This is a genomic window from Enterobacter sp. EGD-HP1 (genome assembly GCF_000733275.2).
GTDB lineage: Bacteria > Pseudomonadota > Gammaproteobacteria > Enterobacterales > Enterobacteriaceae > Enterobacter.
On record NZ_AVOP01000012.1, the window covers coordinates 1 to 26830 of the forward strand.

Annotated in this window: 24 protein-coding genes and 1 other RNA gene; 10 read left to right on the plus strand and 15 right to left on the minus strand. The window is 55.5% G+C overall.

All coding sequences use genetic code 11. The features are described 5' to 3' along the window. The 3 genes from N037_RS09090 to N037_RS09100 form a co-directional block, all read right to left on the minus strand. Positions 1 to 218, minus strand: a 218-nt coding sequence (locus N037_RS09090; protein ID WP_032640424.1) for an SIS domain-containing protein, incomplete at its 3' end; no start/stop codon positions are given. Positions 219 to 239: 21 nt separating this feature from the next. Next, positions 240 to 635 carry a YraN family protein gene (locus N037_RS09095; protein ID WP_023333573.1) on the minus strand — a complete coding sequence of 132 codons (396 nt, stop codon included), beginning with the start codon at positions 633 to 635 and terminating at the stop codon, positions 240 to 242. After that, positions 593 to 2743, minus strand: a complete 2151-nt coding sequence (locus N037_RS09100) for a penicillin-binding protein activator (protein WP_032640426.1) — start codon at positions 2741 to 2743, stop codon at positions 593 to 595. The genes N037_RS09095 and N037_RS09100 overlap by 43 nt, the downstream gene beginning before the upstream one ends. 62 nt (positions 2744 to 2805) lie before the next feature. On the opposite strand from N037_RS09100, the gene rsmI reads away from it, so the two are divergent. After that, a complete protein-coding gene (rsmI, locus tag N037_RS09105) occupies positions 2806 to 3669 on the plus strand; it encodes a 16S rRNA (cytidine(1402)-2'-O)-methyltransferase (protein WP_023309315.1) in 864 nt (287 codons plus the stop codon). A 62-nt stretch (positions 3670 to 3731) separates the two neighbouring features. Here rsmI and N037_RS09110 read toward each other — a convergent pair whose 3' ends face one another. From N037_RS09110 to kbaZ, 11 genes are all read right to left on the minus strand, one after another. After that, positions 3732 to 5621, minus strand: coding sequence for an enterotoxin (locus N037_RS09110; RefSeq protein WP_032640428.1), 1890 nt, complete (start codon positions 5619 to 5621; stop codon positions 3732 to 3734). Positions 5622 to 5636: 15 nt separating this feature from the next. Further along, complete coding sequence (locus tag N037_RS09115; RefSeq protein ID WP_032640431.1) at positions 5637 to 6809, minus strand: MalY/PatB family protein; 1173 nt, start codon at positions 6807 to 6809, stop codon at positions 5637 to 5639. 12 nt (positions 6810 to 6821) lie between these two features. Continuing rightward, positions 6822 to 8393 (minus strand): maltose/glucose-specific PTS transporter subunit IIBC, encoded by a 1572-nt coding sequence (gene malX / locus N037_RS09120; protein ID WP_032640433.1) that lies wholly within the window; start codon positions 8391 to 8393, stop codon positions 6822 to 6824. Between the two features lie 116 nt (positions 8394 to 8509). Further along, complete coding sequence (gene kbaY, locus N037_RS09125; protein ID WP_032640435.1) at positions 8510 to 9382, minus strand: tagatose-bisphosphate aldolase subunit KbaY; 873 nt, start codon at positions 9380 to 9382, stop codon at positions 8510 to 8512. Between the two features lie 12 nt (positions 9383 to 9394). Then, positions 9395 to 10543, minus strand: coding sequence for an SIS domain-containing protein (locus tag N037_RS09130; protein ID WP_032640437.1), 1149 nt, complete (start codon positions 10541 to 10543; stop codon positions 9395 to 9397). A 246-nt stretch (positions 10544 to 10789) separates the two neighbouring features. After that, complete coding sequence (nagA, locus tag N037_RS09135; RefSeq protein ID WP_032640439.1) at positions 10790 to 11923, minus strand: N-acetylglucosamine-6-phosphate deacetylase; 1134 nt, start codon at positions 11921 to 11923, stop codon at positions 10790 to 10792. Further along, a complete protein-coding gene (gene agaF, locus N037_RS09140) occupies positions 11920 to 12354 on the minus strand; it encodes a PTS galactosamine/N-acetylgalactosamine transporter subunit IIA (RefSeq protein ID WP_032640441.1) in 435 nt (144 codons plus the stop codon). Before agaF ends, nagA begins: the two co-directional genes overlap by 4 nt. Positions 12355 to 12370: 16 nt before the next feature. After that, positions 12371 to 13249, minus strand: coding sequence for a PTS N-acetylgalactosamine transporter subunit IID (gene agaE / locus N037_RS09145; protein WP_032640443.1), 879 nt, complete (start codon positions 13247 to 13249; stop codon positions 12371 to 12373). Continuing rightward, on the minus strand, positions 13239 to 14018 hold the full coding sequence (gene agaW, locus N037_RS09150) for a PTS N-acetylgalactosamine transporter subunit IIC (protein ID WP_032640445.1): 780 nt from the start codon (positions 14016 to 14018) through the stop codon (positions 13239 to 13241). Before agaW ends, agaE begins: the two co-directional genes overlap by 11 nt. 10 nt (positions 14019 to 14028) lie before the next feature. Beyond that, the gene (gene agaV / locus N037_RS09155) at positions 14029 to 14502 is read right to left on the minus strand and encodes a PTS N-acetylgalactosamine transporter subunit IIB (RefSeq protein ID WP_023333561.1); all 474 of its coding nucleotides are present in this window, start codon (positions 14500 to 14502) and stop codon (positions 14029 to 14031) included. A gap of 21 nt (positions 14503 to 14523) precedes the next feature. After that, on the minus strand, positions 14524 to 15819 hold the full coding sequence (gene kbaZ, locus N037_RS09160; RefSeq protein WP_231686681.1) for a tagatose-bisphosphate aldolase subunit KbaZ: 1296 nt from the start codon (positions 15817 to 15819) through the stop codon (positions 14524 to 14526). Between the two features lie 251 nt (positions 15820 to 16070). On the opposite strand from kbaZ, the gene N037_RS09165 reads away from it, so the two are divergent. Continuing rightward, on the plus strand, positions 16071 to 16874 hold the full coding sequence (locus tag N037_RS09165) for a DeoR family transcriptional regulator (RefSeq protein WP_032640447.1): 804 nt from the start codon (positions 16071 to 16073) through the stop codon (positions 16872 to 16874). Positions 16875 to 16947: 73 nt separating this feature from the next. Here the strand turns inward: N037_RS09165 and garD are convergent, their stop codons facing one another. Next, a complete protein-coding gene (garD, locus tag N037_RS09170; RefSeq protein ID WP_032640449.1) occupies positions 16948 to 18519 on the minus strand; it encodes a galactarate dehydratase in 1572 nt (523 codons plus the stop codon). 374 nt (positions 18520 to 18893) lie between these two features. Here garD and garL point away from each other — a divergent pair, with 374 nt between their 5' ends. From garL to tdcB, 8 genes are all read left to right on the plus strand, one after another. Beyond that, positions 18894 to 19664: a 2-dehydro-3-deoxyglucarate aldolase gene (gene garL / locus N037_RS09175; RefSeq protein ID WP_032640452.1), complete on the plus strand. Its 771-nt coding sequence runs from the start codon at positions 18894 to 18896 to the stop codon at positions 19662 to 19664. Between the two features lie 20 nt (positions 19665 to 19684). Continuing rightward, entirely contained in the window at positions 19685 to 20575 is an 891-nt protein-coding gene (gene garR, locus N037_RS09180; protein WP_032640454.1) for a 2-hydroxy-3-oxopropionate reductase, read from the plus strand. Positions 20576 to 20634: 59 nt separating this feature from the next. Further along, an RNA gene (gene rnpB / locus N037_RS11630) (RNase P RNA component class A) lies at positions 20635 to 21011 on the plus strand. Positions 21012 to 21659: 648 nt separating this feature from the next. Then, positions 21660 to 22178 carry a hypothetical protein gene (locus N037_RS09185; RefSeq protein WP_050511232.1) on the plus strand — a complete coding sequence of 173 codons (519 nt, stop codon included), beginning with the start codon at positions 21660 to 21662 and terminating at the stop codon, positions 22176 to 22178. A 10-nt stretch (positions 22179 to 22188) separates the two neighbouring features. Continuing rightward, complete coding sequence (locus N037_RS09190; RefSeq protein WP_072163927.1) at positions 22189 to 23595, plus strand: PAAR domain-containing protein; 1407 nt, start codon at positions 22189 to 22191, stop codon at positions 23593 to 23595. Then, on the plus strand, positions 23585 to 24001 hold the full coding sequence (locus tag N037_RS09195) for a hypothetical protein (protein ID WP_032640457.1): 417 nt from the start codon (positions 23585 to 23587) through the stop codon (positions 23999 to 24001). Before N037_RS09190 ends, N037_RS09195 begins: the two co-directional genes overlap by 11 nt. An 817-nt stretch (positions 24002 to 24818) precedes the next feature. Then, positions 24819 to 25739, plus strand: a complete 921-nt coding sequence (gene tdcA / locus N037_RS09200) for a transcriptional regulator TdcA (RefSeq protein WP_008501504.1) — start codon at positions 24819 to 24821, stop codon at positions 25737 to 25739. 101 nt (positions 25740 to 25840) lie between these two features. After that, positions 25841 to 26830 (plus strand): bifunctional threonine ammonia-lyase/L-serine ammonia-lyase TdcB, encoded by a 990-nt coding sequence (gene tdcB / locus N037_RS09205; RefSeq protein WP_032640996.1) that lies wholly within the window; start codon positions 25841 to 25843, stop codon positions 26828 to 26830.

The following is a 26830-nucleotide window of genomic DNA, read 5'->3' on the forward strand; positions in this document are numbered from 1 at the left end:
CTCGGGCGTTCTGTTTCAAAGCGATTGATCATGCTGGCAGCAAAATGCTGTGCGTTGGCGGCTGACGTGCCGTTGCCACAACAGAGGATTTTGTTGCCATTAAGCAGGGATTGCACCAGCGTCATTGCGGCACGCGAGATAGCATCCGGAAGGGCTTCCGCCGCGGCAATCTGAGTCTGGATGCTTTCTGTGAAGCACACTTTAATTCTTTCGAGCACGTTATCCCTTTTAAATCTTAATTATGCGTCTTCGCCAAAAGCGTTTTTAAGCCATTCGATCTCATTTCCGGTGAAGGCTATCACATCGAACCGGCAATCCACAGTATCAAAGCTCCCATTATGGCGGGCAAGCCACAAGTGGGCAGTCTGTAATAATTTATGTTGTTTGGCGAGCGTCACGCTGGCGGCAGCACCGCCAAAACGGGAGGACTGTCGAAAGCGGACTTCTACAAACACGATGACCTGACCGTCTTTCATGATCAGGTCAATTTCGCCGCCACGCCCGCGGACGTTAGCGGCGATAAAGCGCAGTCCATTGCCTTCAAGCCAGCGACGCGCCTTTAACTCCCACGCATCGCCGGTCTCTTTACGGCTTAACTGGCCGGGACGATTTGCCCCTGCTGGTATTTGAGCCATGATAACTTCCTGTTGATCACGCAGTCCTGAGTCGCGGTCAGATCGCCGGTGTTGCCGTTAAGCTCAAAGCCCGGCACCTGACGCATCTGGGTAAAGTGGTTCGCCAGCGCCCATGCATCGACACCCATCGCATACAGACGCGCCAGCGAATAATCGTTACGAACGGTACTCAGCGCCTGCTGCATCAGCGCCGGGTTGCTGCCTGCCAGCATCGGGATTTCGCTGTACTGCAGACCGTCCATTTCCAGACGGAAATCCGGGCCTGCGGTGCCCTGCGCGCTGCGTGAGCTGGCGTAGAGCGTTGCGCCGCTCTGGCTGCCGTTACGCATCGCGATCATCGGTTTGATAAAGGCGATCTCCTGCGGTGTGGCAACGATATAGGCCGCATCCACTTTACCGCCACCGCTAATCTGCGCGTCGGTAGGCGGGGCAGGGATCGTCAGGCCGCCAATCGTCACGCTCTGCTGCTGCGGCAGGCTCGCGGTGACAGGACTGCCGTTAAGCGCGATACCCGCTCCGCCGTTTACGCCCGCGCGCAGTTCAGAGACGGAACCGAATTTCTGCTGCAGCACCACGCCGCCACCGAGCTTCTGCCACTCGTCGGCAAAGGCATTGGCCACGCGATCGCCCAGCGCGCTGCGCGGGATGAGCAGCAGCGGAGCCTGCTTACCCTGCTCGTGAATATGACGCGCCGCATCGCGGGCTTCATCTTCAGGGGAAAGCGCGAAATAGCAAATATTGGCCCGGCTCTGAACCTGCTCAGGCTGGTTGAGCGCCAGCACGTTCAGCGTGGTATTGCTCTTCATCAGCTCTTCCACGTTGTTTTTCAGCAGCGGACCGACAACGATGCTCGCCCCGTCCTGCTGAACCTGCGCCAGAACCTGGTCGAGCGGCTGCGAGCTGGTGTCGTAGATTTTCAACTCAGCGCCCGGGTTGGCGCTGGTGGTTGCCACGGCCTGCGGCTGCGCGGCAGGTTGAGCCGCGGGTTGTGCTGGCTGCTCTGCTGTTGCGTCAGGCGCTGGCGCTGCTTGCGTCTCGGTCGGAGCCTGAGTAGCAGGTGCTGTAGTAGCCGGTGCAGCTGTAGCCGGAGGCGTCGTCGGCGCCGTCACCGGGTTTTGCATCGTACCCTGCGCCGGCGCTTGCGCCGTGGTCAGGTCGCTGGTCTCTGCGGCGGACGGGCTGACAACATCATTTACGTTAGCCGCCTGAGCCGCCTGGGCGGGAACCGCACTGCCGGTTACCGACGTCGTGCCGTTTTTCGCTGCTTCAAAGCCCTGCTGAATAGTTCGGCCAAACACCGCCGCCTGGCCGTTGAGCGGCAGAAGCAGGGCTATTTTGCTGGTGGACGCTGGCTTAAAGTTCTGCACGTTCACCAACTGGGTTGGCAGCATTTTCGCACCCGGGTTTTGCGGGTAGCGCGTCTGCCAGTCCGTAATACCGGCCTTCAGCATCTTTGGATCGCTGCGGTTGTTAAACCACATCTGCTGCAGATCCAGCCAGCCCTGCAGGACGTTTTCATCGGCGTTGATGACCAGTGCCTGCGCCTGTTCCTGGGTCATAGAGGCAAGCGCTTGCCAGGTGGCATCAATATTTTTCTGCTTATCAGCACCGCCAAGCAGCGGCTCTTGCGCGATGAGGGCGCGGAGCAGCGTCAGGGAAGGGCGCCCCTGCTCAGCGGTAATGCCCGCCTGCCAGAAGCGAGCCTGCTGATTTTTATCCAGCGCGCTCACGTCGATGTCACCGAGGATCTTCTTCGCGGAGGCGTAATCTTTCAGCGCGACTTTCAGCTCGGCAGAGAGAAGGCTCTGCTCACGACGCTGGACATCGTTAAGATCTTTCGGCGACTGGTTAAACAGTTCGGCAGCCTGCTGGGTTTTACCCTCTTTCAGCAGTGCACGAATGGCGAGTAATTGCCAGTTGGTCTTGGTATCATTTGAACTCTGCGACATTTGTTGCAGATAAAAGCCAGAATCAGCCTGAGCAGAACCCTGAAGATGGGCGGTGCTCTGGTCAGGTGCCTGGGTGCCACAGCCTGCAAAGATCAGGGCTGCCAGCAGAAGCGGCACGCTGCGCGTGGCTTTTTTTCGAAGAAACGTTAACGGTACCATACTGTATCCAGTGATTTTTTTTACGCAATGCTCAATATTAAATCGGCAATACGGACGAAACAATGAAACAACACGAAACGGCAGATAATTCTCAAGGCCAGCTTTATATTGTACCTACTCCTATCGGGAATTTGTCTGATATTACCCAACGTGCGCTCACCGTACTGCAAGCTGTTGATTTAATTGCTGCTGAAGATACCCGCCACACCGGACTACTGCTGCAACATTTCGCGATTAACGCCCGTTTGTTTGCTCTGCACGATCACAATGAGCAACAAAAAGCCGAAACGCTGGTGGCGAAGCTGAAAGAGGGGCAGAACATTGCGCTGGTCTCCGATGCCGGTACGCCGCTGATCAACGATCCTGGCTATCACCTGGTGCGTACCTGTCGTGAAGCCGGTATTCGCGTTGTGCCCCTGCCGGGTCCATGTGCTGCAATTGCTGCGCTGAGCGCTGCGGGTCTGCCGTCGGACCGTTTCTGCTATGAAGGTTTCCTGCCAGCCAAATCCAAAGGCCGTCGCGACGTGTTAAAAGACCTGGAAGCGGAACCGCGCACCCTGATTTTTTACGAATCCACGCACCGCCTGCTGGAAAGCCTGGAAGACATGGTGACCGTCTGGGGAGAAGCCCGCTACGTGGTGCTGGCGCGCGAGCTGACCAAAACCTGGGAGACTATCCACGGCGCGCCGGTGGGTGAACTGCTGGCTTGGGTGAAAGAAGATGAAAACCGCCGCAAGGGCGAAATGGTGCTGATTGTCGAAGGGCATAAAGCTCAGGAAGACGCGCTGCCTGCCGACGCGCTGCGCACGCTGGCGCTGCTGCAGGCGGAACTGCCGCTGAAGAAAGCGGCGGCATTAGCGGCGGAGATCCACGGCGTGAAAAAAAATGCGCTGTATAAGCATGCGCTGGAGCAGCAGGGGGAGTAATCCCTGCTGTTTTGCCGGGTGGCGGCTGCGCCTTACCCGGCCTACAGATCTTTATATGCCTTTTAGTTAACAGGTATCGCCTCAAACACCAGCGTTTCCAGCGGCTGCAGCGTAATCACCACCGCGTTTTTATACTCCTCCGGTACGGTTGAATTACTGCCGTACACCGCTTTCAGACTAAACTGCGCCGCGTTGCCTGTCGGGATTTCGAAATCTTTCGCCAAATCCAGGTAGTAGCTCTGCGGCTTATCCGACGGGTTACGTAAGCCGAGAATCGCTTTGTCCTTGCTCCAGGATGCCCAGCCGTAAACCTGCAGCGCGGTTGGATCGCCACCAATCCAGTGCGTATCTACCAGCACGCTGGCGTTATCCCGGGACCACTTCGCCGCCTGCGCAAGGGTATCCCACTTCGCCTTGTTCAGCATTGAAGGGGTGATATACAGCTCCTGCAGCTGCGTGCCGGTCGCGAAGTAGCTCCAGACCTGATCGGCAAAATCGCTGTCCGTTTGTACTTTCTCCAGTCCGTAATAGGCATTTTCCGCGCTGACGATCCCGTGGTACATCAGCGAGTTCAGCGGGAACAGCGGACCTTTACGCACGATGGAGCGGTATGTTTCCGCATCGCGGTAGGTCATCCACTGCTGCACCGGCGTGCCGGGGCCGTACAGGTTGATGTCATCCCCCTGGCGCCAGATTGAATCAGCGTAGAACAGCCAGGACGGGCTGGCGTTGGTACCGGTCGTCAGGTTAATAAACAGATTCGGGTTGGCGCTGCGCATGTTATGCAGCAGAGCGATAGAGGCGTCAAAATCCGAGGCGAACGGGCTGCCCTTAATGTGTGAGTTGGCATTGCCCATTCCGTCGAGCTTGAATGAGGTAATGTGTTCGTTTTTGATAAGCTTAACGATCTGCTCATTGAAGTTCTTAAAGTAGTTCGGCCCTGACAGCGCCAGCTTTCCCTCGACGGTTTCGAACCCATACTCTTTTGCATGCGAGACGCGCACGTCGCGCGGTTTGTTATATCCGCCCCACGGTGAAAGCCACAGTCCGACCGAGCTGTGCAGGCTGTCGGCTTTTTCCCGTACCTTGCCAAAACCGTTGCTGAATGCCGGACCAAACAGCCAGCGCCCGGTAAGGTCGTCCCAGCCGTCATCCAGCAGGAAGGCGTCCAGCGCCACGCCGCGCCCGGAAATAAACTCTTTATTCCACTCGTCCATCCGTCTCAGCACATCCTGTTCGGTGTACGGATTGAAAAAGCCGATATCCATCCAGCTGTTGTAGTGCAGGTAAGGCTTGTACGGCCGTGGACGCACGGCATCAATAAACTGGTTCACGCTGCGGCGCAGCTGGCTGATTTCCGGGAAGGTGCCGAACCAGGTGGTAAAGCTGACCGGCGACTCTGGCTGGATCGGCGTTTTCAGCTCTACGTTGAGATTGGTGGTCGCTTCATAGGCATAAGTGTTAACGATGGGCTTGTCCGGCAAAATAAAGAACGAATCAGCAACGATCGGCGAGCTGTTGATCGCGCCGTCAACATAGGGTGCCTGAGACTGCTTTTTCGTCGGGAAGAAGGTAATTTTCGCCACCTCTCGCGGCTGGCCGACTGCGGCAACGGTGTAGTCGATGCTGGCGTATTTTCCCTTCACCAGGTTCAGCTTCACCGTCACGTTAAAGTCCGGATGGGTAAAGTCGATGACAATTGCATTGTCCTGCTTTTCGACGTGCTTGATGGTGAAATCCGCGGTGTGGATTTTTGTCTCATCCGGCAGCGTCAGAAAAAACAGCTCCTGCGGCGTGAGCGGATGGTTTGCCTTATTGTCCTTAACCACTACCGTTGAGTTTGCGTCATCAAACGACAGAGCAATATTGTCGTTATTGAGCGCGTAGTTCGCTGCTACCGCGCCATGAGAAACAGAGAGAGCCAGCAGCGAGAGAGTGAGCACTTTTTTCATCGATTAAGATCCTAATCAGTAATGCTTCAGCATTCGGTTGATGGATTGTTCCAGCCAGTAGCGCTGGGTGCCGAAGTTAATCCGCAGGTAGTTTTCGCCGTTTTGCACGTAGTGGCTGCCGTCTTCAATCACGACGCCGGCCTGTTGGGCGAAATGTTGGGTCAACGCTGTGGCGCTGCGGTCGTCGGCGCTTACGTCTATCCAGGCCAGATACGACGATTCCGGGTTCATCATCTTCCACGCCGGAAAATGGGTCTGAATGGCGTCCGCAAGGTAGCGGGCATTGCCCTGCAGATACCCGTTCAGCGCGTCGAGCCACGGCAGGCCGTGCTGGTAGGCGAGGATAATCCCCCATAAGCCGAACATATTGGGTGAGGTAATCGAGTTCTTCTCAAGCTGCTGGCGGAAGCGCTGGCGCAGCGAATCGTCCGGGATCATGGAGTAGGACGTTTTCAGCCCGCCCAGGTTGAAGGCTTTATTTGGCGACGTCAGCACGATCAGGTTGTCCAGTGCGGCACAGCCCGAGGTCAGACAGCTGACGAATGTGCCGTCCAAAATGTGCTCAGCGTGAACCTCATCGACAACCAGAATCGTGCCGTAGCGTTTACAGAGATCGGAGACCTGGCGTATCTCATCCGCGCGCCAGATCCTGCCCGAGGGGTTATGCGGCGAGCAGAAGAACCACAGTTTTGGACGGTGGGTTTTGAGCTGATCTTCAACCAGATTAAAATCCAGCTGATAGCGGTTTTGCTTCACGGACAGCGGGTTAGCAAGCACCCGCACGCCCTGGCGCTGCGCTGCCATCGCAAACGGATCGTAGACCGGCGTGTTCATCATCACGCTGTCGCCAGGCGTGCAGAATGCCTGGACCGTGTAATGCAGCGTGGAGACGGTGCCGTAGGTCAGGGTGATCCACGACTTCTCCACCTCAACCTGATGACGCATGCGCTGGAAGGCCATCACCGCGTCGTAAAATTCGTCGAAGCACCAGGTATAGCCAAAGGTGCCGTGCTCCACGATGCGCTGGAAGCCTTCAATAACGGCTGGCGGCGAGGTGAAATCCATGTCTGCGATCCACAGCGGGATAAACCCCTGCGGGACATCACCAAAGCGCGAGCGGACAAACGCATGGTCCCATTTACGGCACTTATCGCTTTTACGCTCGATGATTTTGTCGAAATCAAACACAACAACCCCCTGTTAGATTAAGGCTTCAATGCCGGTTTTGACGCTCTGCACCTGCGGGCCGATGATCACCTGAACGCTGTGAGCATCCAGCACCATCACCGACAGGGCGCCAGCCGCTTTCAGCGCCTGCTGATCGATAAGCCCCATCTCTTTCACGACCAGGCGCAAGCGGGTGATGCAGTTGTCGAGCGACTCGATATTTTCTTTGCCACCGAGTGCGTGCAGGATAAGCCCGTGATCGTATTTCGATTTTCCACGCGCGCGGGTGTTGGCTTCGACGGCCTGCTGCGCACCCTGCGCGTCCACCTCACGGCCCGGCGTCTTGATATCGTGTTTGAGGATGTACCAGCGGAAGACGAAGAAGTAGATGGCAAACCAGGCGATACCGACCGGGAACAGCAGATACCATTTGGTCGACATCCCCTGCATCACGCCGAAGATCAGCAGATCCAAAATCCCACCGTCGGTGTTGCCGATGGTGACCCCCAGCAGGGCCATCACCATCAGCGCCAGGCCCGACATCACGATATGGAAGGCGTAAAGCGCGGGGGCGATAAACAGGAACAGAAATTCAATCGGTTCTGAAATACCGGTGACGACGGAAACCAGCACGCCGGAAAGCAGCAGCCCCTTAATCACCGGGCGGTTTTCCGGGCGCGCGGTGCGGTAGATGGCGTACGCCACGGCAGGCAGGCCAAAGATAAAGGTCGGCATAAAGCCTTGCGACAGAAACGCGGTAACGTGCGGGCTAAACGGCAGTCCGGCTTTCAGCTCGGCGTAGAAGATATTCAGCGCGCCGGCCACTTCATGACCGTTGACCATCTCAATGCCGCCTGCCGGCGTGAAGCGCACCATCGCCAGCAGAATATGGTGCAGACCAAAGGGTTTAAGCAGCAGCACGCCTACGCCGTACAGGAACGGTCCGAAAACGCTGGTGCTCTGGATGATATGGCCAATTCCGGCAATCCCCAGCGCGACGTATTCCCACAGCAGCGGGATAAACAGCCCGACCAGCGACAGCGTGAGGGCAGTAATGATGGGCACAAAACGAATGCCGCTAAAGAAGGCAAAGGCGTCATGTAGCACGGTGTCCTGAAAACGCTCGTGCAGGAAGTAAGTGATCACCCCGACCACGATGCCGCCCAGCACGCCCATCTCCAGGGTCTGGATCCCCAGCACGATCGATTGTCCTACCTGTCTCATGGTGGCGGCGTCAGCAAGCTGGTGGGTGGCGGTCAGGTAGTAGTTGATGCTCATGTTCATCAGCATATAGCCAACAAACCCGGCAAAGGCGCCCACGGCCTTGTTGCGTTTGGCAAGACCCATCGGGATCGCCATGGCAAACATCAGCGGCAGATAGGTAAAGGCGAACCCGCCTACCATGGCGATAAAGCCAAAGGTCAGCTGCGTTAACTCACCGCCCAGAAAGGGAAAGCTTTTAATAGTTGAAGGGCTAGTGACGGAGCTACCGATACCCAGCAGCAACCCCATAAAGGCCAGCAGAGAGACCGGGAACATAAACGTCTTTCCCAGGCTTTGGAAAAATTCCCACGCTTTCGATTTAAACGACTTTTCCTGTGTCATGTAGGGACTCCTCGGATTTTTAGGATAATGGAAGGCGCTGTCCGGCTTAAGGACGCGCCTTCATATTTGCGAGGCTTATAGTTATTTTTTAGGTATTGACGTAATGCGCGATGGGATCAGGCTTCGGCAGGAAGCAGGAGCCGGTTTGCCGAGCCGCAAACGGCGATCTTGCTTCTGACCACCTCTTTCATGGCGTCCATGCCGACCCGCATGTAGAAGCGCGGGTCGTTCCCCTGCGGGTTTTCGGCAAACCAGGCTTTAACCGCGTCAGAGAAGGCGATTTTCAGCTCGGTGGCCACGTTGACTTTGCACACGCCCAGCTCGATGGTGCGGCGAACAAACTCATCCGGCACATCGCTCGCGCCGTGCAGCACCAGCGGTACGGTGACCACTTCGCGGATTTCCGCCAGCCGCTGGAAGTCGATTTTCGGGCGTTTGGTATACAGGCCGTGCGCGGTGCCGATGGCGACGGCAAGGCTATCGACGCCGGTCAGTTCGACGAAGCGTTTCGCCTCCTGCGGATCGGTGAGGAACGCGCTTTCGGCGTCCACGCTCATGTCATCTTCCACGCCGCCCAGGCGGCCCAGCTCGGCTTCGACGCTGCAGTCGTTGAGGTGGCAGAAATCGACCACCGACTTCACCAGCTTCACGTTTTGTTCAAATGGAAAATGGCTGCCGTCGATCATCGCGCTGCGTACGCCCGCGTTCACCTTGCGGCGAATATCGTCCAGCGATTCGTGGTGATCGAGGTGCAGCGCCAGCGGCATGTCGTAGGTGTGGGAGTATGCGCTGCACAGGGCGTAGATCTCTTCCAGCGCAATATGCTTAAAGGTGCCCGGCGTGCCCGCGAGGATCACCGGCGATCGCATTTCGCTGCACGCTTCGAGGATCGCCTGGATCGTCTCCGCGTTGTGGATGTTGAATGCCGGCACCGCGTAGCCTTTTGCCTGCGCGTCCTGCAGAAGATATTTCGTTGAGATAATGCTCATAGTGCGATCCTCTTAAGCCTGCCACGGATGAATAACAACGCCCTGCACCACGCGGTTGACCGTCCCGCTGGCGGATGGCGTATCGGGCGTATTGCCCACGCTGAGGGACTGGGACAGCGCAAAGACCTGGGCGTACATCAGGAAGCAGAACGCCTGTTCCATATCGATAAACGGGCGGGAAGGCGGCAGCAGGATGTGCGGACCCGCTTCGATGACCGGATCGTTTTCAGCGGCGATGGCGACGACGCGCAGGGCCTGGCGATCGCGGCGCAGCTCGGCCAGCAGATCCAGATCGTACTGACGCGTATACGGATGGCTGGAGATGAACACCACCACCAGCGTTTCGCTATCGACCAGAGACTTCGGCCCGTGACGGAAGCCCGTCGGGGAATCGTAAAACGCCGCCAGCTTGCCCGCCGTCAGCTCCAGCACCTTCAGCGCCGATTCGCGCGCCGCGCCCTGCAGGCCGCCGCTTCCCAGATACACGACGCGTTTCCATGGCTCGCTGCCAAAGACGCCGTGGCTGAAATCACCGAGTGAGGCGAGGATCGCCTGACAGCGATCTGCCACGTCGCGGAAGGTGTGGCTATTGATCGTTTCCGGCGCGAACACCGCCAGACAGCTTGCCATCATGGTGGTAATGCTGCTGGTCATCGCGAACCCGCGATCGTGCGTTTCGGCAGGCATCAGCAGGGCACAGGCGTTATCGCTGTCGACGGCGTTCTGGTACAGGCTCCCCGCCTCGTTGCAGGTAATCGACAGGTGGTAGCACTCCGGCACGAACTGGTTTGCCAGCTCGACGGCCGCGACGCTTTCCGGGCTGTTGCCGGAGCGGGCAAACGAAATCAGCAGCAGCGGATGCGCAGGGCTGAAGTAGTCCATCGGGTTTGTGACCAGATCGGTTGTCGGGACGGCAGTGAAGTTTTTTCCGGTGTAGCTCGAAAGCCATGGCGCAATGATATCGCCGATAAAGGCGGACGTGCCCGCGCCGGTCAGGACGATCCGCAGATCGTCCTTGCGCAGCAGCGGCGTCAGGAAACTGTCGATCGAAGCACGCAGGTTATCAATATTGTTGAGCGAGCGGATCCAGCTGGCAGGCTGCTGGCGGATCTCTTCCTCGGTCCAGGTGCCGGTTGTGGCGGCGGTAGTGGTTTGTGGCATAACTCAGTCCTTAGTCGTGTGAATTCCACATCAGACGCTGGCAATCGTGTCGCTATCTTTCGTTTCGTTTCACTTGTTCACTTAAGCAGTTAAATAAAATCTATAGAAAAGAAATCGAAACTTCAATGAAAGAAAAGAAATAAAACGAAAAGTGTGATCGTGAAAGGAAAGGGAAAATTTAAGGAAAGGAAAAGAAAGGCCTTACGATCGGGTGCCGTAAGGCCAACAGGAGACACAATGAAAGGGCTAAAGGGGGAGAGCCTGGCCCTGAATCCAGATCTGCTGGAGGTGTAAACCCCCGTCCAGCGCAATGACACTGGCGCGTTTACCCTGGGCTAAGGATCCGAGCTGACCGTCAATGCCCAGCAGCCGGGCAGGGTGCAGCGAGGCCATATGGATAGCGTCTTCGGCGGTTACGCCCGCATGCTCCACCATATTCCTGACCGCGGCATCCAGCGACAGCGTGCTGCCCGCCAGCCCGCCGGACCCGGTTCGAACCACACCGTTTTGCATCGAGACCTCTTCACCACAGAGCGTATACCGTCCGTCCGGCATACCTGCCGCCTGCATGGCATCGGTAATCAGCACCACGCGATCCTTCGCGCAGCAGCAGCATAAGCGCATCGCCCCCGGATGGACGTGGTGGCCGTCGGCAATCAGCTCAAGCCACGCCCGTTTGTCCGTCAGCCCTGCGCCGACCATGCCGGGCTCTCTGTGATGCAGCCCCGTCATGCCGTTGTAGCAGTGAACCAGCCCATCGGCACCCGCATCAAACGCGGCGAGAGTTTGCCGGTACGTGGCAGCGCTGTGGCCCAGCATCACGCGTATACCGCGCTGTTTAAGATGGTGAATCGCCTGCAGCGCGCCGGGCTTTTCTGGCGCGAGCGCCACTACCCGCAGCGTGCTCTGTGAAACGTCAACCAGCCTGTCCAGCTCGGCGATATCCAGCTCCCGGAACAGCTCCGGCGGATGCGCCCCTTTGTTCTGCGGCGTAAAGTACGGTCCTTCCAGATAACTGCCCAGGACCTGCGCGCCGGGTCCGCCGGACTGACTGCGCTGGGCGATACGCATCAGCGCGGCGTAAATACTCTCCAGCGGCGCGGTCACGGTGGTGGGCAGAAATGCGCCCACGCCTTCGCGGGCTTTATGCATCGCCAGAGTGTCCAGCACGTCAGGCGCATCATCCATGACGTCCACGCCCGCACCGCCGTGGACGTGCGTATCGATATAGGCCGGGCAAAGCAGCTCCGCATCGCGCGTCGTAACGCCCGCCGGGATGGGTTCAATCGCTGCAACCGCGCCGTTTTCAATGCGTAGCTGGTGGTCGTCCAGCCAGCCCTGTTCGTTCAGCACCCGTCGTGCGCGCAGCACCTGGCTCATATCCCTTCCTCGGCAGGGGCTTCCTCGCGACAGCGCCCCAGCTCGTCCACCAGGCTCGTCAGGCCGCGGTGTCCGCACTCCAGCGCCTGCAGACGAAACGCTTCGCTGCTTAATCCGTCGCGCTCCAGCACCATCTCCAGCAGCAGCTGCAGGTTGGTGCCGGTGATCACTTCGCTGCCCGGCCTTTGCATCGCGAGCGTTGACGCCACGCGAAACGGCGTGCCGCCGAGCAGGTCGGTGAGAAACACAATATCGTGCTGCGCATCAAGTTCGTTCACCGCCTGCTCAAGCTGAGCGGTCAGCCGCGCGGTGGTGGAGTTTTCAGGAAAATCGATGGCGATAAACTGCGGCTGCTCGCCGAGGATCTGCTTCATCGCCTGCTCAAGCCCGCTGGCAAACCCGCCGTGACCCGTCAAAATAATGCCTAACATCGCAACCTCTTTGCTTTTACAGGAAGTGACAGAATTTACCGACAACGCCCAGCAGCACGGTGATACCGATTAGCCGCAGCGGGCTCCAGCCGCGGCGCACCAGCCAGAACATCGTCAGGGTGTAGACCAGCGGCAGGAACGCGGGCATCAGCTTGTCGATGACGTCGGCCTGCAGTTTGACGACCGCATCACCCGCCTTGATTTCGAGCGTGGTATTGAGGCGGACGTAGGTTGCCACCAGCGCGCCGATCACCGTCATCCCCACGATAGACGCCGCGTGGCCGACCTTTTTGGTGTTGGCTTTAATCAGCGGAATGGCCGCGACGCCCATCCGGTAAGCGTAGTGCGCCAGGCCAAAACGCAGGCCGAGGTGTACCACGTTAAACAGCACGATAAAGACCACCGCGCCCAGAATCGAACCCTGCAGCGCCAGGCTGGCACCAATACCGCCGCAGATGGGCAGCAGGGTCAGCCAGAACATGGCGTCGCCAATACCGCCAAGCGGCGCGCCGACGGCAATTTTAGTGCTCTGGATGCTGTTCACATCCTGCTTGGATCGCTCCATCGCCAGAATGATGCCGATAACAAAGGTCACCAGGAACGGGTGGGTGTTAAAGAAGCCCATATGGCCTTTCATCGCCCGCGCCAGGTCCCGCTTGTTGGTGTGGATCTTTTTCAACGCGGGCAGCAGCCCGTACAGCCAGCCGGAGGCCTGCATACGTTCGTAGTTAAACGAGGCCTGCAGCAGCATGGAACGCCAGGCCACGCGGTTGATATCCTTTTTCGTCAGCTCGGCACCGATGTTCTGGTCTTCGTAGACGTTTTCATTCACGCCGGTCAGCAGCGTCTCGTCGCTTTCAGACACGCCCGGCAGGGTGGTTTGGTTAGATGCCATCTTCGAATTCCTCTTTCTGGGCTGCGGGAGCCGTCGGTTCAGGTGATTTACGCATCAGGTCGATCAGCGCCATGGCCAGCGCGGCCGCCGCAATCGCCAGCACCGGAAGCTTGAGCCAGGCGGCGGCGACAAAGCCAATAATGAAGTAAGGGATGTAGACGTTTTTCATCATGATCTTCAGCAGCACGGCGAAGCCGATGGCTGGCATGATGCCGCCCGCGACGCCGAGGCCGTCAATCAGACGCGCTGGCAGAACGTCAATGGCGGTTTTCGCATGTTCCGCACCGAAGTAGATCGGCAGGAACGCGCACAGAAAATAGAAGATGCCGAGCGCCAGCAGCGCCAGATAGTTAACCCGTTCAATACCGTTTGTATCTGCATTGGCCGCCATGCGATCGCAGCGCGACATGACGCCGGACATCACCGAGAAGAGGAACGTAATCCCCATCTGAACCGCCACGGCAAACGGCACGGCGATGCCAACCGCGACTTCTGGCTTCACGCTGGTGCTGATGGCAAATGCGGTACCCACGATGGTGCCGATAATGACGTTCGGCGGCTGGGCACCGGCGAGCGGGGCCAGCCCCATCCAGACCAGCTCTAACGTACCGCCGGTCAAAATGCCGGTGTGCAGATCGCCCAGAATCAGGCCGACCAGCGGCCCGAGGACCACCGGGCGGTGCATGTGCGTTAACCCGTTAAACATATCCAGACCGGCGATAAAGGCGAGTATGCCCAACCCCAGCGCCTGCAACAGACTGATTTCCATTGTGAATCCCTCAGAGCAGTTTAAAGAGATCCAAAGCAGTTTCTGTTGGAACGCCCTGAACGAAGCATTCCACTCCGGCCGCTTTCAGGCCGTTGAACGCGGCGATATCGTTCGCGTCGACAGAGACCGTTTTGGCAATTTGTTGTTTGCCACTGGCGTAGTGCATGTTTCCGACGTTAATACGGGTGATGGGCACGCCGCCCTCAACCAGCTTCAAAAAATCGGCGGGTGATTTGCAGACCAGCAGGATTTTCTGGCGGTCAGCGGCGCGGTGAATGTTGTCGATCACTTTTTGCAGCGACCAGAAGCGCACGGCGATCCCTTCCGCGAGCACCATTTCCATCAGGTTCTGTTGAACCGGATCCTCTGCGACCTCATCGTTAGCGACCAGCACCAGGTTTGCCCCCGCAAACCCCACCCACTGTACGCCCACCTGACCGTGGATCAGGCGTTCGTCGATGCGGCATAAAACAATGTTTGGCATAGCGTTTTCCTCATTTTTTAATTATGCGTTTTGAGTCGTTACGCCTTCGCAGGCGGCGTGGTACTGCTGGAGTATGTCCTGAATGTGGTCGATGATGAGTTCCCGTGGCGTTGACTTGAGAGCGCCCTCGCGAACTTTGCCGTACTGCAACGGCAGGTACTGGCTGATCAGCGGCAGAGGAATAGGCTCGTCTGCCAGGTTACGCACCAGCCGTTCAAAGGCGTTGTCGATCTGGCTGTCCGGCCAGTAGTAGCGCACGCGGTCAGAGTAGCTGTAGCCGCGCGCCAGGCGACGCGCGTTGCCGTCACCGTGGTAATGGCTTTGCCAGTATTCCGGGCGATCGAGCATGACGTTTTCCAGCACGTGACGCAGGCCCGAGCTGGCTTTTGCCGGCAGCAGCTCCTCTTCTATGGCGGCCAGCGAGAACAGCGCTTCGCGCAGGGCGAAGGTCAGGGCGGGGCCAACTTTTAGAATCGCAAAGTGATCGTTGACCAGCTGACGCAGCGCCTGCGGCGTCTGGTAGTCGGTGGAGTGGGCTTCAAACACCAGCGTATCGTAGGCTTCAACCATTTTGCTCAGGGCAACGGCTTTCTGCGGCTGATAGTCGCAGACGTGCGCGTGGTCGAACTCCACGCCAGGCTGGACCACCAGGCCAATAATGCGCGGCCAAATGTCGCTTAAGCCTTCCTTTTCGAAGGCGTGGCGATGGGCTTCAAGCGTGGCGCGGGCCGCGTCCGGCATGGTGACGGCAAGTTCGGTGAGCGTCTCGTGCGCGCCGCCGGGAACCGGCACTTCCGTACCGATAACGTAGACCAGATCGGATTCACCAAACTGCTCGCGACGGGTCGCTTCGGCGATCTTCGCCAGGCGTGCGGCGCGTGCGGCAACGATCGCATCGTTCAGGGGAACGGGGTCGTCCTCGCAGGACATGCTGCAGTCGAGGTGGATCTTTTTGAATCCGGCAGAGACATAGCTTTTGATCAGATCGTCTGCATTGGCCATCGCCTGTTCCGCAGGGAGATTTTGCCAGCGGTTGGGGCCTAAATGATCGCCGCCGAGGATCAGCTGTGACGTCGGGAAGCCGAGCGACTCGGCGAGCTGGCAGACAAACCCGTGAAAATCCGCAGGCGTCATGCCGGTATAGCCGCCAAACTGATCCACCTGGTTGGAGGTGGCCTCGATCAGCAGCGGCGACTGATGCGAATGCGCGTAACGAATGGCAGCTTCAAGTACCAGCGGATGTGCGGAACAGACGGCATAGATCCCGTTTGCATTCCCTCGTTTATGGTGTTCCACCATTTCTGTCAGATGTTTCACTTTCCTCTCCATTTCGGATGGTAATGACACTTTTCTTTCGTTTTGTTTCATTTAATCCTGCATCATGGTGGTATAAAAATAAAACGAAAGATAATAGATTTCCGATCTGTTTCACAAAAGAAACATAATGAAAGGTTTCAGCGCAGTGTCGGCTTGCGTCTGTCCGTAAGGCGGGGCTTGCATTCCCGAAAAAGAAAGGCCTTAATAGGCAAAACGAAATGAAACGAAAGACTATTTATTAAGGAGCTCGTATGAGCAGCACCGATTCATCCGCGGAAAAGCGCATCACCGGCACCAGTGAAAGGCGAGAGCAGATCATTCAGCGGTTGCGGGCGCAGGGAAGCGTGCAGGTTAACGACCTGTCTCATCTGTACGGCGTCTCGACGGTGACGATCCGCAACGACCTGGCGTTCCTGGAGAAGCAGGGCATTGCCGTTCGCGCTTACGGTGGGGCATTGATTTGCGAAGGCACCATGCCGGGCGCTGAGCCTTCCGTAGAAGATAAAAGCTCGCTGAATACGGCGGTGAAGCGCAGCATCGCGCAGGCCGCTGCCGCGCTGGTCAAACCCGGGCACCGTATTATTCTGGACTCCGGCACCACGACGTTTGAAATCGCCCGTATGCTGCGCCAGCACACGGACGTCATTGCGATGACCAACGGAATGAACGTGGCGAATGCGCTCCTGGAAGCAGACGGGGTGGAGTTGCTGATGACCGGCGGGCATCTGCGCCGTCAGTCGCAATCCTTCTACGGTGACCAGGCAGAACAGTCGCTACAGAATTACCATTTTGACCTGCTGTTCCTGGGCGTGGACGCCATCGATCTCGATCGCGGCGTGAGCACGCACAACGAGGATGAAGCCCGTTTGAACCGCAAAATGTGCGAGGTGGCGGAGCGTATTATCGTTGTCACAGACTCCAGCAAGTTTAATCGCTCAAGCCTGCATAAAATCATTGATACGCAAAGGATTGATATGATTATTGTCGATGAAGGCATTCCGGCGGAGAGCCTGGACGGGCTGCGGAAAAGCGGGATTGAGGTGGTGTTGGTTTAAGGGGGCTTTCCCCTCACCCTAACCCTCTCCCCATAGGGGAGAGGGGACCGTTCGGTGCGGTTGGGAATGTGAATCACGTCACCGGTGCCGGGTTGAACACCGCAAGCTGGTTATGCAGCCCCCATTGGTCAGAAAAGGTTTTCTTCCGCCCGCTCGCCACGTCCAGAATGAAGTGGAACAGTTTCCAGCCCACGTCCTCAATGCTCTCTTCCCCGGTGGCGATGGTGCCCGCGTTGATGTCCATTAAGTCATACCAGCGGTTTGCCAGTTCGGTGCGGGTCGCCATCTTGATCACCGGCACCGCCATCAGGCCGTACGGCGTGCCGCGCCCGGTGGTAAAGACCTGTACCGTAATGCCGGATGCCACCTGCTGCGTGCCGCAGACGAAGTCGCTGGCCGGCGTTGCCGCGTAAATCAGGCCGCGCTTCGTCGGGCGCTGGCCTGGAGAGAGCACTTCTGCAATGGCGCTCTGGCCGGATTTCGCAATAGAGCCAAGGGCTTTTTCCACCACGTTTGCCAGGCCGCCTTTTTTGTTGCCCGGAGACGGGTTGGCGCTGCGGTCGGTTTTGCCCATATCAAGATAGCTATCGTACCAGGCCATCTCCTCAAGCAGGCGCTTGCCGACCTCTTCATTAACGGCGCGTGGCGTAAGCAGATGGATGGCGTCACGCACTTCGGTCACCTCGGAGAACATCACCGTGGCGCCGCAGCGAACAAGCAGGTCGGACGCAAAACCCACCGCCGGGTTGGCCGTCACGCCGGAGAAGGCATCGCTGCCGCCGCACTGGGTGCCCACGACCAGATCCGAGGCCGGGCACGTTTCGCGCTGGCGGCGGTTGAGTTTGTCCAGATGACGCTCTGCTACCTGCAGAATATCGTCGACCATTGAGCGGAAACCAACGTGGCGTTCGTCTTGCAGCCGCACGATGCTGGCATCGTCTACCGGAATGGCTTTCATATCTTCGGTGCCCTGCAGCAGGCGCTCGGGCTGCAATTTTTCACACCCCAGACCGATGACCATCACCTCGCCGCCAAAATTCGGGTTCAGGGCGATGTTGTGAATGGTACGGATCGGCACTACGGCAGCGGGTGCATTAATCGCCACGCCGCAGCCGTAGAGGTGGTTCAGACCCACTACGCCATCCACGTTCGGGTATTTCGGCAGCAGATCGCGCTCGATGATTTTCACCACGTAATCCACCACGCCCGCCACGCAGTGCACGCTGGTGGTAATGCCGAGCAGATTTTTGGTGCCAACGCTGCCGTCCGCGTTGCGGTAGCCTTCGAAGGTATAGCCCTCCAGCGGAGGAAGCGGTTCCGGCACGCGGGTCGCCAGCGGAAGCGTGTTCAGCGGCGGCGCTTCCGGCAGCGCCACCAGCGACTCCTCAACCCAGCTACCCTGTGGTATAGAGCGAACGGCATAGCCGATGACTTCACCGTAACGTACGATTTCGCTATTAGCAGGGATATCCACCAGGGCGACTTTATGTCCCTGTGGAATATGCTCAATCAGTTCCAGCCCGTCCGGGAAGCGGGTGCCCGCTTTTAAGCCATTATCGTTGACAATAATCGCCACGTTATCGGTATCGTGGACTTTTATATAAAACGCCGTCGGCGATGCCTGTCGAATTTCAATGTCGGCCATTGTTCACTATTCTCCAGCAAAGTGTCTGATAATAAATTCAGCCAATTTTCTAATGGTAGAAATAAATACGCGGCTTTCAGAAATAAAGCATGGCAGCATAGGGGATATGAAAATGTGATCGCGATCGCTCCCGAACCGGCAATCCCTGATTCTGTGCATTAGCGCCCAGTGCCTTGTGCATATGCAAAAGATTTTATCAAAATGTACCGCAATGCTTGAGCATTACAACAATGTGTGGTCGTGGATTGCGTCTTATACTGAATGACGATTTTATAACGCCAAAATACGTCAGAATAATAAATATAATGCTGGCGCGGTGTCTGAATAAATAAAATGATACTGAAAAAGGCTGCGGAATAAAAAAGGTAAATACGATGAGTAACGATATCTTCCCGAATAAATTTAAAGCGGCTCTCGCGGCGCACCAGATTCAGATTGGCTGCTGGTCCGCGCTGGCAAACCCTATCAGCACCGAAGTGCTGGGTCTGGCCGGTTTCGACTGGCTGGTGCTGGACGGCGAACATGCGCCGAACGATATCAGCACGTTCATTCCGCAGCTGATGGCGTTAAAAGGCAGCCACAGCGCCCCGGTGGTGCGCGTACCCACCAACGAGCCGGTGATTATCAAGCGTCTGCTGGATATCGGTTTCTACAACTTCCTGATCCCGTTTGTGGAGACGGAAGAACAAGCGGCACTGGCCGTTGCGTCAACGCGCTATCCGCCAGAAGGGATCCGCGGCGTTTCGGTTTCGCATCGCGCCAATATGTTTGGCACCGTGCCGGACTACTTCGCGCAGGCCAATAGCAACATCACCATTCTGGTTCAGATCGAGAGCCAGCAGGGCGTTGATAACGTTGACGCAATTGCAGCCACAAACGGCGTGGACGGTATCTTCGTCGGCCCAAGCGATCTGGCTGCTGCCTTTGGCCATCTGGGTAACGCCAGCCACCCTGACGTGCAGCGCGCGATCCAGCACATCTTTGCCCGCGCCAAAGCACACGGCAAACCGTGCGGGATTCTGGCGCCGGTTGAGGCTGACGCTCGTCGCTATCTGGAGTGGGGAGCCACGTTTGTTGCCGTCGGCAGCGACCTCGGCGTATTCCGCTCGGCTACGCAGAAATTAGCGGACGCTTTTAAAAAATAACCATCATGAGGAAACAGATTATGACGCTGAAAGTGGGTTTTATTGGCCTAGGGATCATGGGTAAACCAATGAGTAAGAACCTCATCAAAGCGGGTTACTCCCTGGTTGTATCCGATCATAATTCGCAGGCCGTGGCGGAGGTGATGGCGGCGGGCGCAGAAACGGCCACCACCGCTAAAGCCATTGCCGAGCAGTGCGATGTTATCATCACCATGCTGCCAAACTCCCCGCATGTTAAAGAGGTTGCGCTGGGTGAAAACGGCATTATCGACGGTGCGAAGCCGGGCCTGGTACTGATCGATATGAGCTCTATTGCGCCGCTCGCAAGCCGTGAAATCAGCGAGGCGTTAAAAGCGAAGGGCGTCGATATGCTGGATGCGCCGGTCAGCGGCGGTGAGCCGAAAGCGATCGACGGCACGCTGTCGGTGATGGTCGGCGGTGATAAAGCCGTTTTCGATAGATTTTACGACCTGATGAAAGCCATGGCGGGCTCCGTGGTACATACCGGGGACATCGGGGCAGGTAACGTGACCAAGCTGGCCAACCAGGTGATTGTGGCGCTGAACATTGCCGCCATGTCCGAAGCGCTGACGCTGGCAACCAAAGCGGGCGTCAATCCGGATCTGGTCTATCAGGCCATTCGCGGTGGTCTGGCGGGCAGCACCGTGCTGGATGCCAAAGCGCCGATGGTCATGGATCGTAATTTCAAACCCGGTTTCCGCATCGACCTGCATATCAAAGATCTGGCGAACGCGCTGGATACGTCACACGGCGTGGGCGCACAGCTACCGCTGACCGCGGCGGTCATGGAGATGATGCAGGCGCTGCGTGCCGATGGTCTGGGCACGGCCGATCACAGCGCGATTGCATGCTACTACGAGAAACTGGCGAAGGTGGAAGTGGCGCGTTAATCACGCCTTGCCCACACCTTAGGGTGACAGCGGCGCGCAAACCCTCTATACTGCGCGCCGAAGCTGACCAGACAGTCGCCGCTTCGTCGTCGTCCCTTTCGGGGGAGACGGGCGGAGGGGAGGAAAGTCCGGGCTCCATAGGGCAGGGTGCCAGGTAACGCCTGGGGGGGAAACCCACGACCAGTGCAACAGAGAGCAAACCGCCGATGGCCCGCGCAAGCGGGATCAGGTAAGGGTGAAAGGGTGCGGTAAGAGCGCACCGCGCGGCTGGTAACAGTCCGTGGCACGGTAAACTCCACCCGGAGCAAGGCCAAATAGGGGTTCACATGGTACGGCCCGTACTGAACCCGGGTAGGCTGCTTGAGCCAGTGAGCGATTGCTGGCCTAGATGAATGACTGTCCACGACAGAACCCGGCTTATCGGTCAGCTTCAACTTCTTCTAAAACAATACGTTGGTGTGTCTCAGGCTTTCTAAGGCAAAACTGTGACACAGACTGTGATACAAACGAGGCACACCAACGGCTGTTCCATCCCGAATATTCTAAAGCGCGGCAACCCCTACTGCCTTCATTTCCGATTACCTTCAGGCGGTTTTTTTCGCGTGTCTCTGGGCTGCGATTCAGCCAGCAGAGCAAGGTTTATATCTTCCCGTCTCCCTATGTTCATTTCATTTGTAAAATCGTCCAGGCTTGAGCCAGCCCTACTATTGGATATTGTTCAGAAAAGCAGGAAATTCGAACAAAAATGCATTGATGATTATTTACTCAGCATTCAGGCCGCATTCTATGCCGCAGCAAAAAAATTCCCTCAAACGTGCGTAGTACCTTGCGAAAGTCAGGTTCGCTAGCTGATGAAAAATATAATGTGTTTGAATTTGGATACCTGCGTCAGCAGGTCGAAACATCGTCCATACAGCAAAAGCTTCAATATTTCACAATCCGAATGAAATAACATAAATTATTCACCGAGTGAATTATTTAAAACGTCGTTTCAATTTGTGTGGAAAACCGCTTTCGGGAGCATGGGGGTTATTTGTACAATGAATGCTGGATACAGCCAAATTCACAGCAAGCAGAGGGATTTATGCAGCAGTATACCAATGAACTTACTCCAGAGATTCTGGCTTCTTTTGATAAACCAGCTTTCAGTAATGAGCAACTTTCCGGAATGACGGAGGAATGGCAGGAGTTACTTGCTAAACAGCAAGCTGACTTGAAACAGCATCCAGTTATTGAGTTCTACCGCATCGCGGTTGAAGGAAGCCTGACTCGTGACGGCGGCATACTCAAAACCGCAACTGCTACCACGGAAGTGGAGATCAGCAACGGTCAAAAACTGAGAGTAGCTCAAACTCTGGATACTGTTGTTTATCCCGATGGCACAGAAGCGGCAATAATCAGTGGCGCAGGAGACGCTGGGCATAATGGCAGTCGTCAAAGCGTTGCGCTTGTTGGCAGTCGCCTCAGCAATAGTGATGAAATAATAAGCACGCCACAAGGCACAACAATACTGGTGCTTCGCCTTGGCATCCCAGCAGCTAAAGGATTTCTTGTTGAGCATTTCGAAGTAGAAAAAGTATCTGAAACAGAGCTGACTCATTGAGGGATCGCTGATGGTTACGCAAAGAACGCTTGCAAAGCTGGGTAATAAAACGAGGTACGGGCACATTGTTTCCGCCTCATCAACTATTTTTGATGAAGACCACAATCCATTGGTGAGGGCTGGTGATAAAGCATGGTGTGATGTTTGCAAAGGTGCTTTTGAAATCAATGCAACCTATACCGGCCTCCTCGAAGATGGTCTTATCGCGGGTGATGGTGATCTGGTTTTATGCCACTGCAAAGATAACTTTGTGATCGCTGTATCTGGTTTTACAGGTGAACGTCATCCGGGAATAATGACCGCTAAACCAACAACCTTTGGAATAGCCCCGGAACAACAAACTCAGCAAGAGCCAGAACAACATGCTCAGACAGCTAAAAAGAAACGCACAGGTGTAGATGCTGGTTTTTGCGTAGTCCCTCGACATTCGACAACCGAAACTTTCGAAAGCATCCTGTTTGCTGGCGGTCAGCCAGAAGGAACCCGAGAACTTTACCGATCACTTAACGGCGCGGGTAAGGAATACAAAGCAGGATCTATTCTGCTGGTGGTTGACCCTGATAAACAGGACAGCGAACAAATTGCACATATGCAGGCCGCGAAAGCGCGAGTGGATGCAGCGTTAGCTCCTCTTTCCATTCAACAAGCCAACTTTCTCTACAAGCACAAAGACACCATTGAGATGTTCGCTGCTGCTGCCAGTACGGCGAGCGATACTTATGGATACTCAGGACAAGCAACCGAAGCCGCGAAAGGGTATTTTGAACAGGTAGAAAAAATCCTTGTCGAGATCGAGAAAACCTACAAGAACCAGTACATCACCAGCGGCACACTGATCGGTGAACAATTCTTTGTTGAGCGCAGTCGCCTGTTCGGGCAACTCGATAGTGTGCTGAAGATGTTCATGAAGCATCGTTTCATGTTCAATGAATACACCGACCTTAAAAGCGCCCTCGGCCTTTCCAGCCGTTCAATCACCCACCGCTGGAACGAAACTGGTGTTAGTGATATTGAAGGTTACGCAACCCACATTGAGAAGCTGGCGAAGTACGTCAAGTGGATGGAAACAGCCGGGAAGATCGGCATTGGTCTGTCTGCTTTGGATACTGCAGCGAAGATCACGGAAGCCTGTACCGTGGGGCGAGATTGTGCGAAAACGACGTTTACCTCTATTGGTGAGTTTTCCGGTAGCCTGATCGGCGGTGCGATAGCTGGAAAAATTGCGGGTACAGCCGCAGCAAATACCGTCTGTGCGATAGTGCTTGGCGCTGCAACCATAGAAGCCGCAGGTGCAGGAGCATTACTTTGTACGCTTGGGGTAAATGGCGCTATTGCATATGGGAGCGATAAAGCCACATCCGCGTTCGGTGGCTTCGTTGGTGAATCGCTATATGAGGTTACAAGCAATGACTATTGATGACCTACTTAGCGCCAAGGCAACAGTAATTATTGGTGCACTTGCTTTCGGCTTCGGTATAGCCAGTATCATAGCCTCAGTTCTGAACAGGGATAGATTTAAAGAGATCTGCATCCTGTACAAAGAAAGATACGGTAGTTTGCCTGATGCTGTACTGCTGTTCGAGAACGTTAACACGCTTTATGTCAAAGTGGCATACAGCACGAAAGTGAGTTTTATATACATGCCGCTGTTGTGGAATAAAAGCTCAATCCTGACCAAAAACGATGACAAGGACTTTATTCGTGGGCTACCAAAACGACTTATTGGCCCATTCTACGCGGAGATATACCTAGCGGTTGTCAGTCTTTTGTTTTTTGTCGTTGGTATGTTACAAATGTTAGCAATTAGGCATGGTTGGGTGTGAAAGGCACGTCCATTGTAGAGCTTTACTCTGTCACACGGAGTGAGATACAGTCTGCGACACACGACAACCCCAGCGCCTCAGATGCCTGACGTATGGTTGAACGAAGCCGCCTTATCGGTCAGCTTCAACTTCTTAGAAAACCCCGCTTCGGCGGGGTTTTTGCTCTCTGGGGTTGTAGACCAGGGTAAGCGCAGCGCCATCCGGCACCGGACAAACGACATCAATTCTCATATTTGCGACATTAAGCACATTTCACTGTTTTTATCCCCTCAGTATCGCTCCTGAATCTGTAGACGATCGCCATCACAAAATTTCACGCTAAAAAACAGGCGATTTTCAGTATTGATAATTTGTTATGATTGTTACCTTAATGATCGCGAAACTTTTCTCGTTTGATATAGATATATTGAATTCAAATACATTTCTCCCGTGAATATGTGACGTATTCCACTCTTTTCCGCAAGCCTGAAAATTCGCGTCGGAAAAATTTGATAAATTGAAAGAATGTTTCAAACAAATAGCGGTTATTTATTGGCCTTTAATTGCCTGAAATATCGTCTTTATTGATTTTTTCCAGACGGTAAAATTTATCCGGGTTATCGCCATAAAATAAATTTATTACCGCTATTTTTGTTGATCAATATCAGCGTAGTAGCATATTTATACTGCTGTATCTCTTTGATAGATATCGGTTTTATTGGATTTTTGATGTATGGGTTAAGGGGCCTGGAAAGCAAATTGTGAGTAACAGCACATACCCCTTCAAACATTATTGAGTAGAATTCACCCCGTCATAGGGAAATAAGCGCAGAATATTATGAACACTATTATTCTACCGAAAACACAGCACCTCGTGGTATTTCAGGAAGTCATTAAAAGTGGCTCCATAGGTTCTGCAGCAAGACAGCTGGGCCTGACGCAGCCTGCCGTCAGCAAAATCATCAGCGATATCGAATCCTACTTCGGCGTGGAAGTGATGGTGCGTAAAAACACCGGCGTAAAACTCACTGCCGCGGGCCAGGTTCTGCTCTCGTACTCTGAGTCGATCACCCGCGAAATGAAAAACATGGTGAGTGAGATTAACAGCCTGAGTTTCAGTACCGTTATGGACGTCTCCTTTGGCTACCCGTCGCTGATCGGCTTTACCTTCCTGTCTGAGATGATCAAAAAATTCAAGGAAGTGTTCCCGAAAGCGCGCGTCTCGATGTATGAAGCCCAGCTCTCCTCTTTCCTTCCGGCCATCCGCGACGGTCGTCTGGATTTCGCTATCGGCACGCTGAGCGATGAAATGCTGCTGCAGGACCTGCACGTCGAACCGCTGTTTGAGTCCGAGTTTGTGCTGGTCGCCAGCAAAACGCGAACGTGCACCGGCCCGACGACACTGGCATCGCTCACGCACGAGCAGTGGGTGATGCCGCAAACCGATATGGGCTACTACAAAGAACTTCTGACCACCCTGCAAGACAACCACATCAGTATCGAAAACATCGTCCAGACCGATTCCGTCGTCACCATTTATAACCTTGTCCTGAATGCCGATTATCTGACGGTCATTCCCCGCGACATGATTGCACCGTTCGGTTCTGACCAGTTTATTGTCTTGCCAGTGGAAGATGAATTACCCGTGGCGCGTTATGCCGCCGTGTGGTCAAAAAATTACAGGATTAAAAAATCGGCGTCAGTATTAGTTGAGCTGGCAAAACAATATTCGTCGATGAATATCGAAAGACGACGATGAATAATTAGCACCCATTTTAAAAACACCCAGAGCGTTAACATGTTAACGCGCTGATACCCTGACTTTGCCTGAAAAGAATGAATTATTATAACGAGGATATTATGCATATTACCTACGATCTCCCGGTAACGATTGAAGATATTCAGGACGCCAGAAAACGACTGGCAGGAAAAATATATAAAACCGGCATGCCACGCTCAAATTATCTCAGCGAACGCTGTAAGGGCGAAATATTCCTGAAGTTTGAGAACATGCAGCGTACCGGCTCGTTTAAGATCCGCGGCGCGTTTAACAAGTTAAGCTCGCTGACCGACGCTGAAAAACGCAAAGGCGTTGTCGCCTGCTCCGCGGGGAACCACGCGCAGGGTGTGTCCCTCTCCTGCGCCATGCTCGGCATCGACGGCAAAGTGGTGATGCCGATGGGCGCGCCGAAATCCAAGGTTGCCGCCACGCGCGACTACTCCGCCGAAGTGGTGCTGCACGGCGAGAACTTCAACGACACCATCGCTAAGGTCAGCGAAATCGTCGAGATGGAAGGGCGTATTTTTATTCCCCCTTACGACGATGCCAAAGTCATTGCTGGGCAGGGCACCATCGGCCTGGAAATTCTTGAAGATTTATACGACGTGGATAACGTCATTGTGCCTATCGGCGGCGGCGGATTAATTGCCGGGATTGCCACGGCGATTAAATCCATCAATCCGACCATTAATATTATCGGCGTGCAGTCAGAGAATGTTCACGGCATGGCGGCGTCTTATCAGGCCGGAGAAATAATGAGCCATCGCGTTACCGGCACGCTGGCCGACGGCTGTGACGTTTCTCGTCCCGGTAATTTACCGTTCGAAATTGTTCGCGAGTTGGTTGATGACATTGTGCTGGTCAGCGAAGACAACATTCGCGACAGCATGATCGCGCTTATTCAGCGAAATAAAGTGGTGACGGAAGGCGCGGGTGCGCTGGCCTGTGCCGCGTTATTAAGCGGCAAGCTCGACCACTATATTCAGGGTCGTAAAACCGTCTGCATTATTTCCGGCGGCAATATCGATCTCTCTCGTGTTTCCCAAATTACCGGCTTCGTTGACGCATAA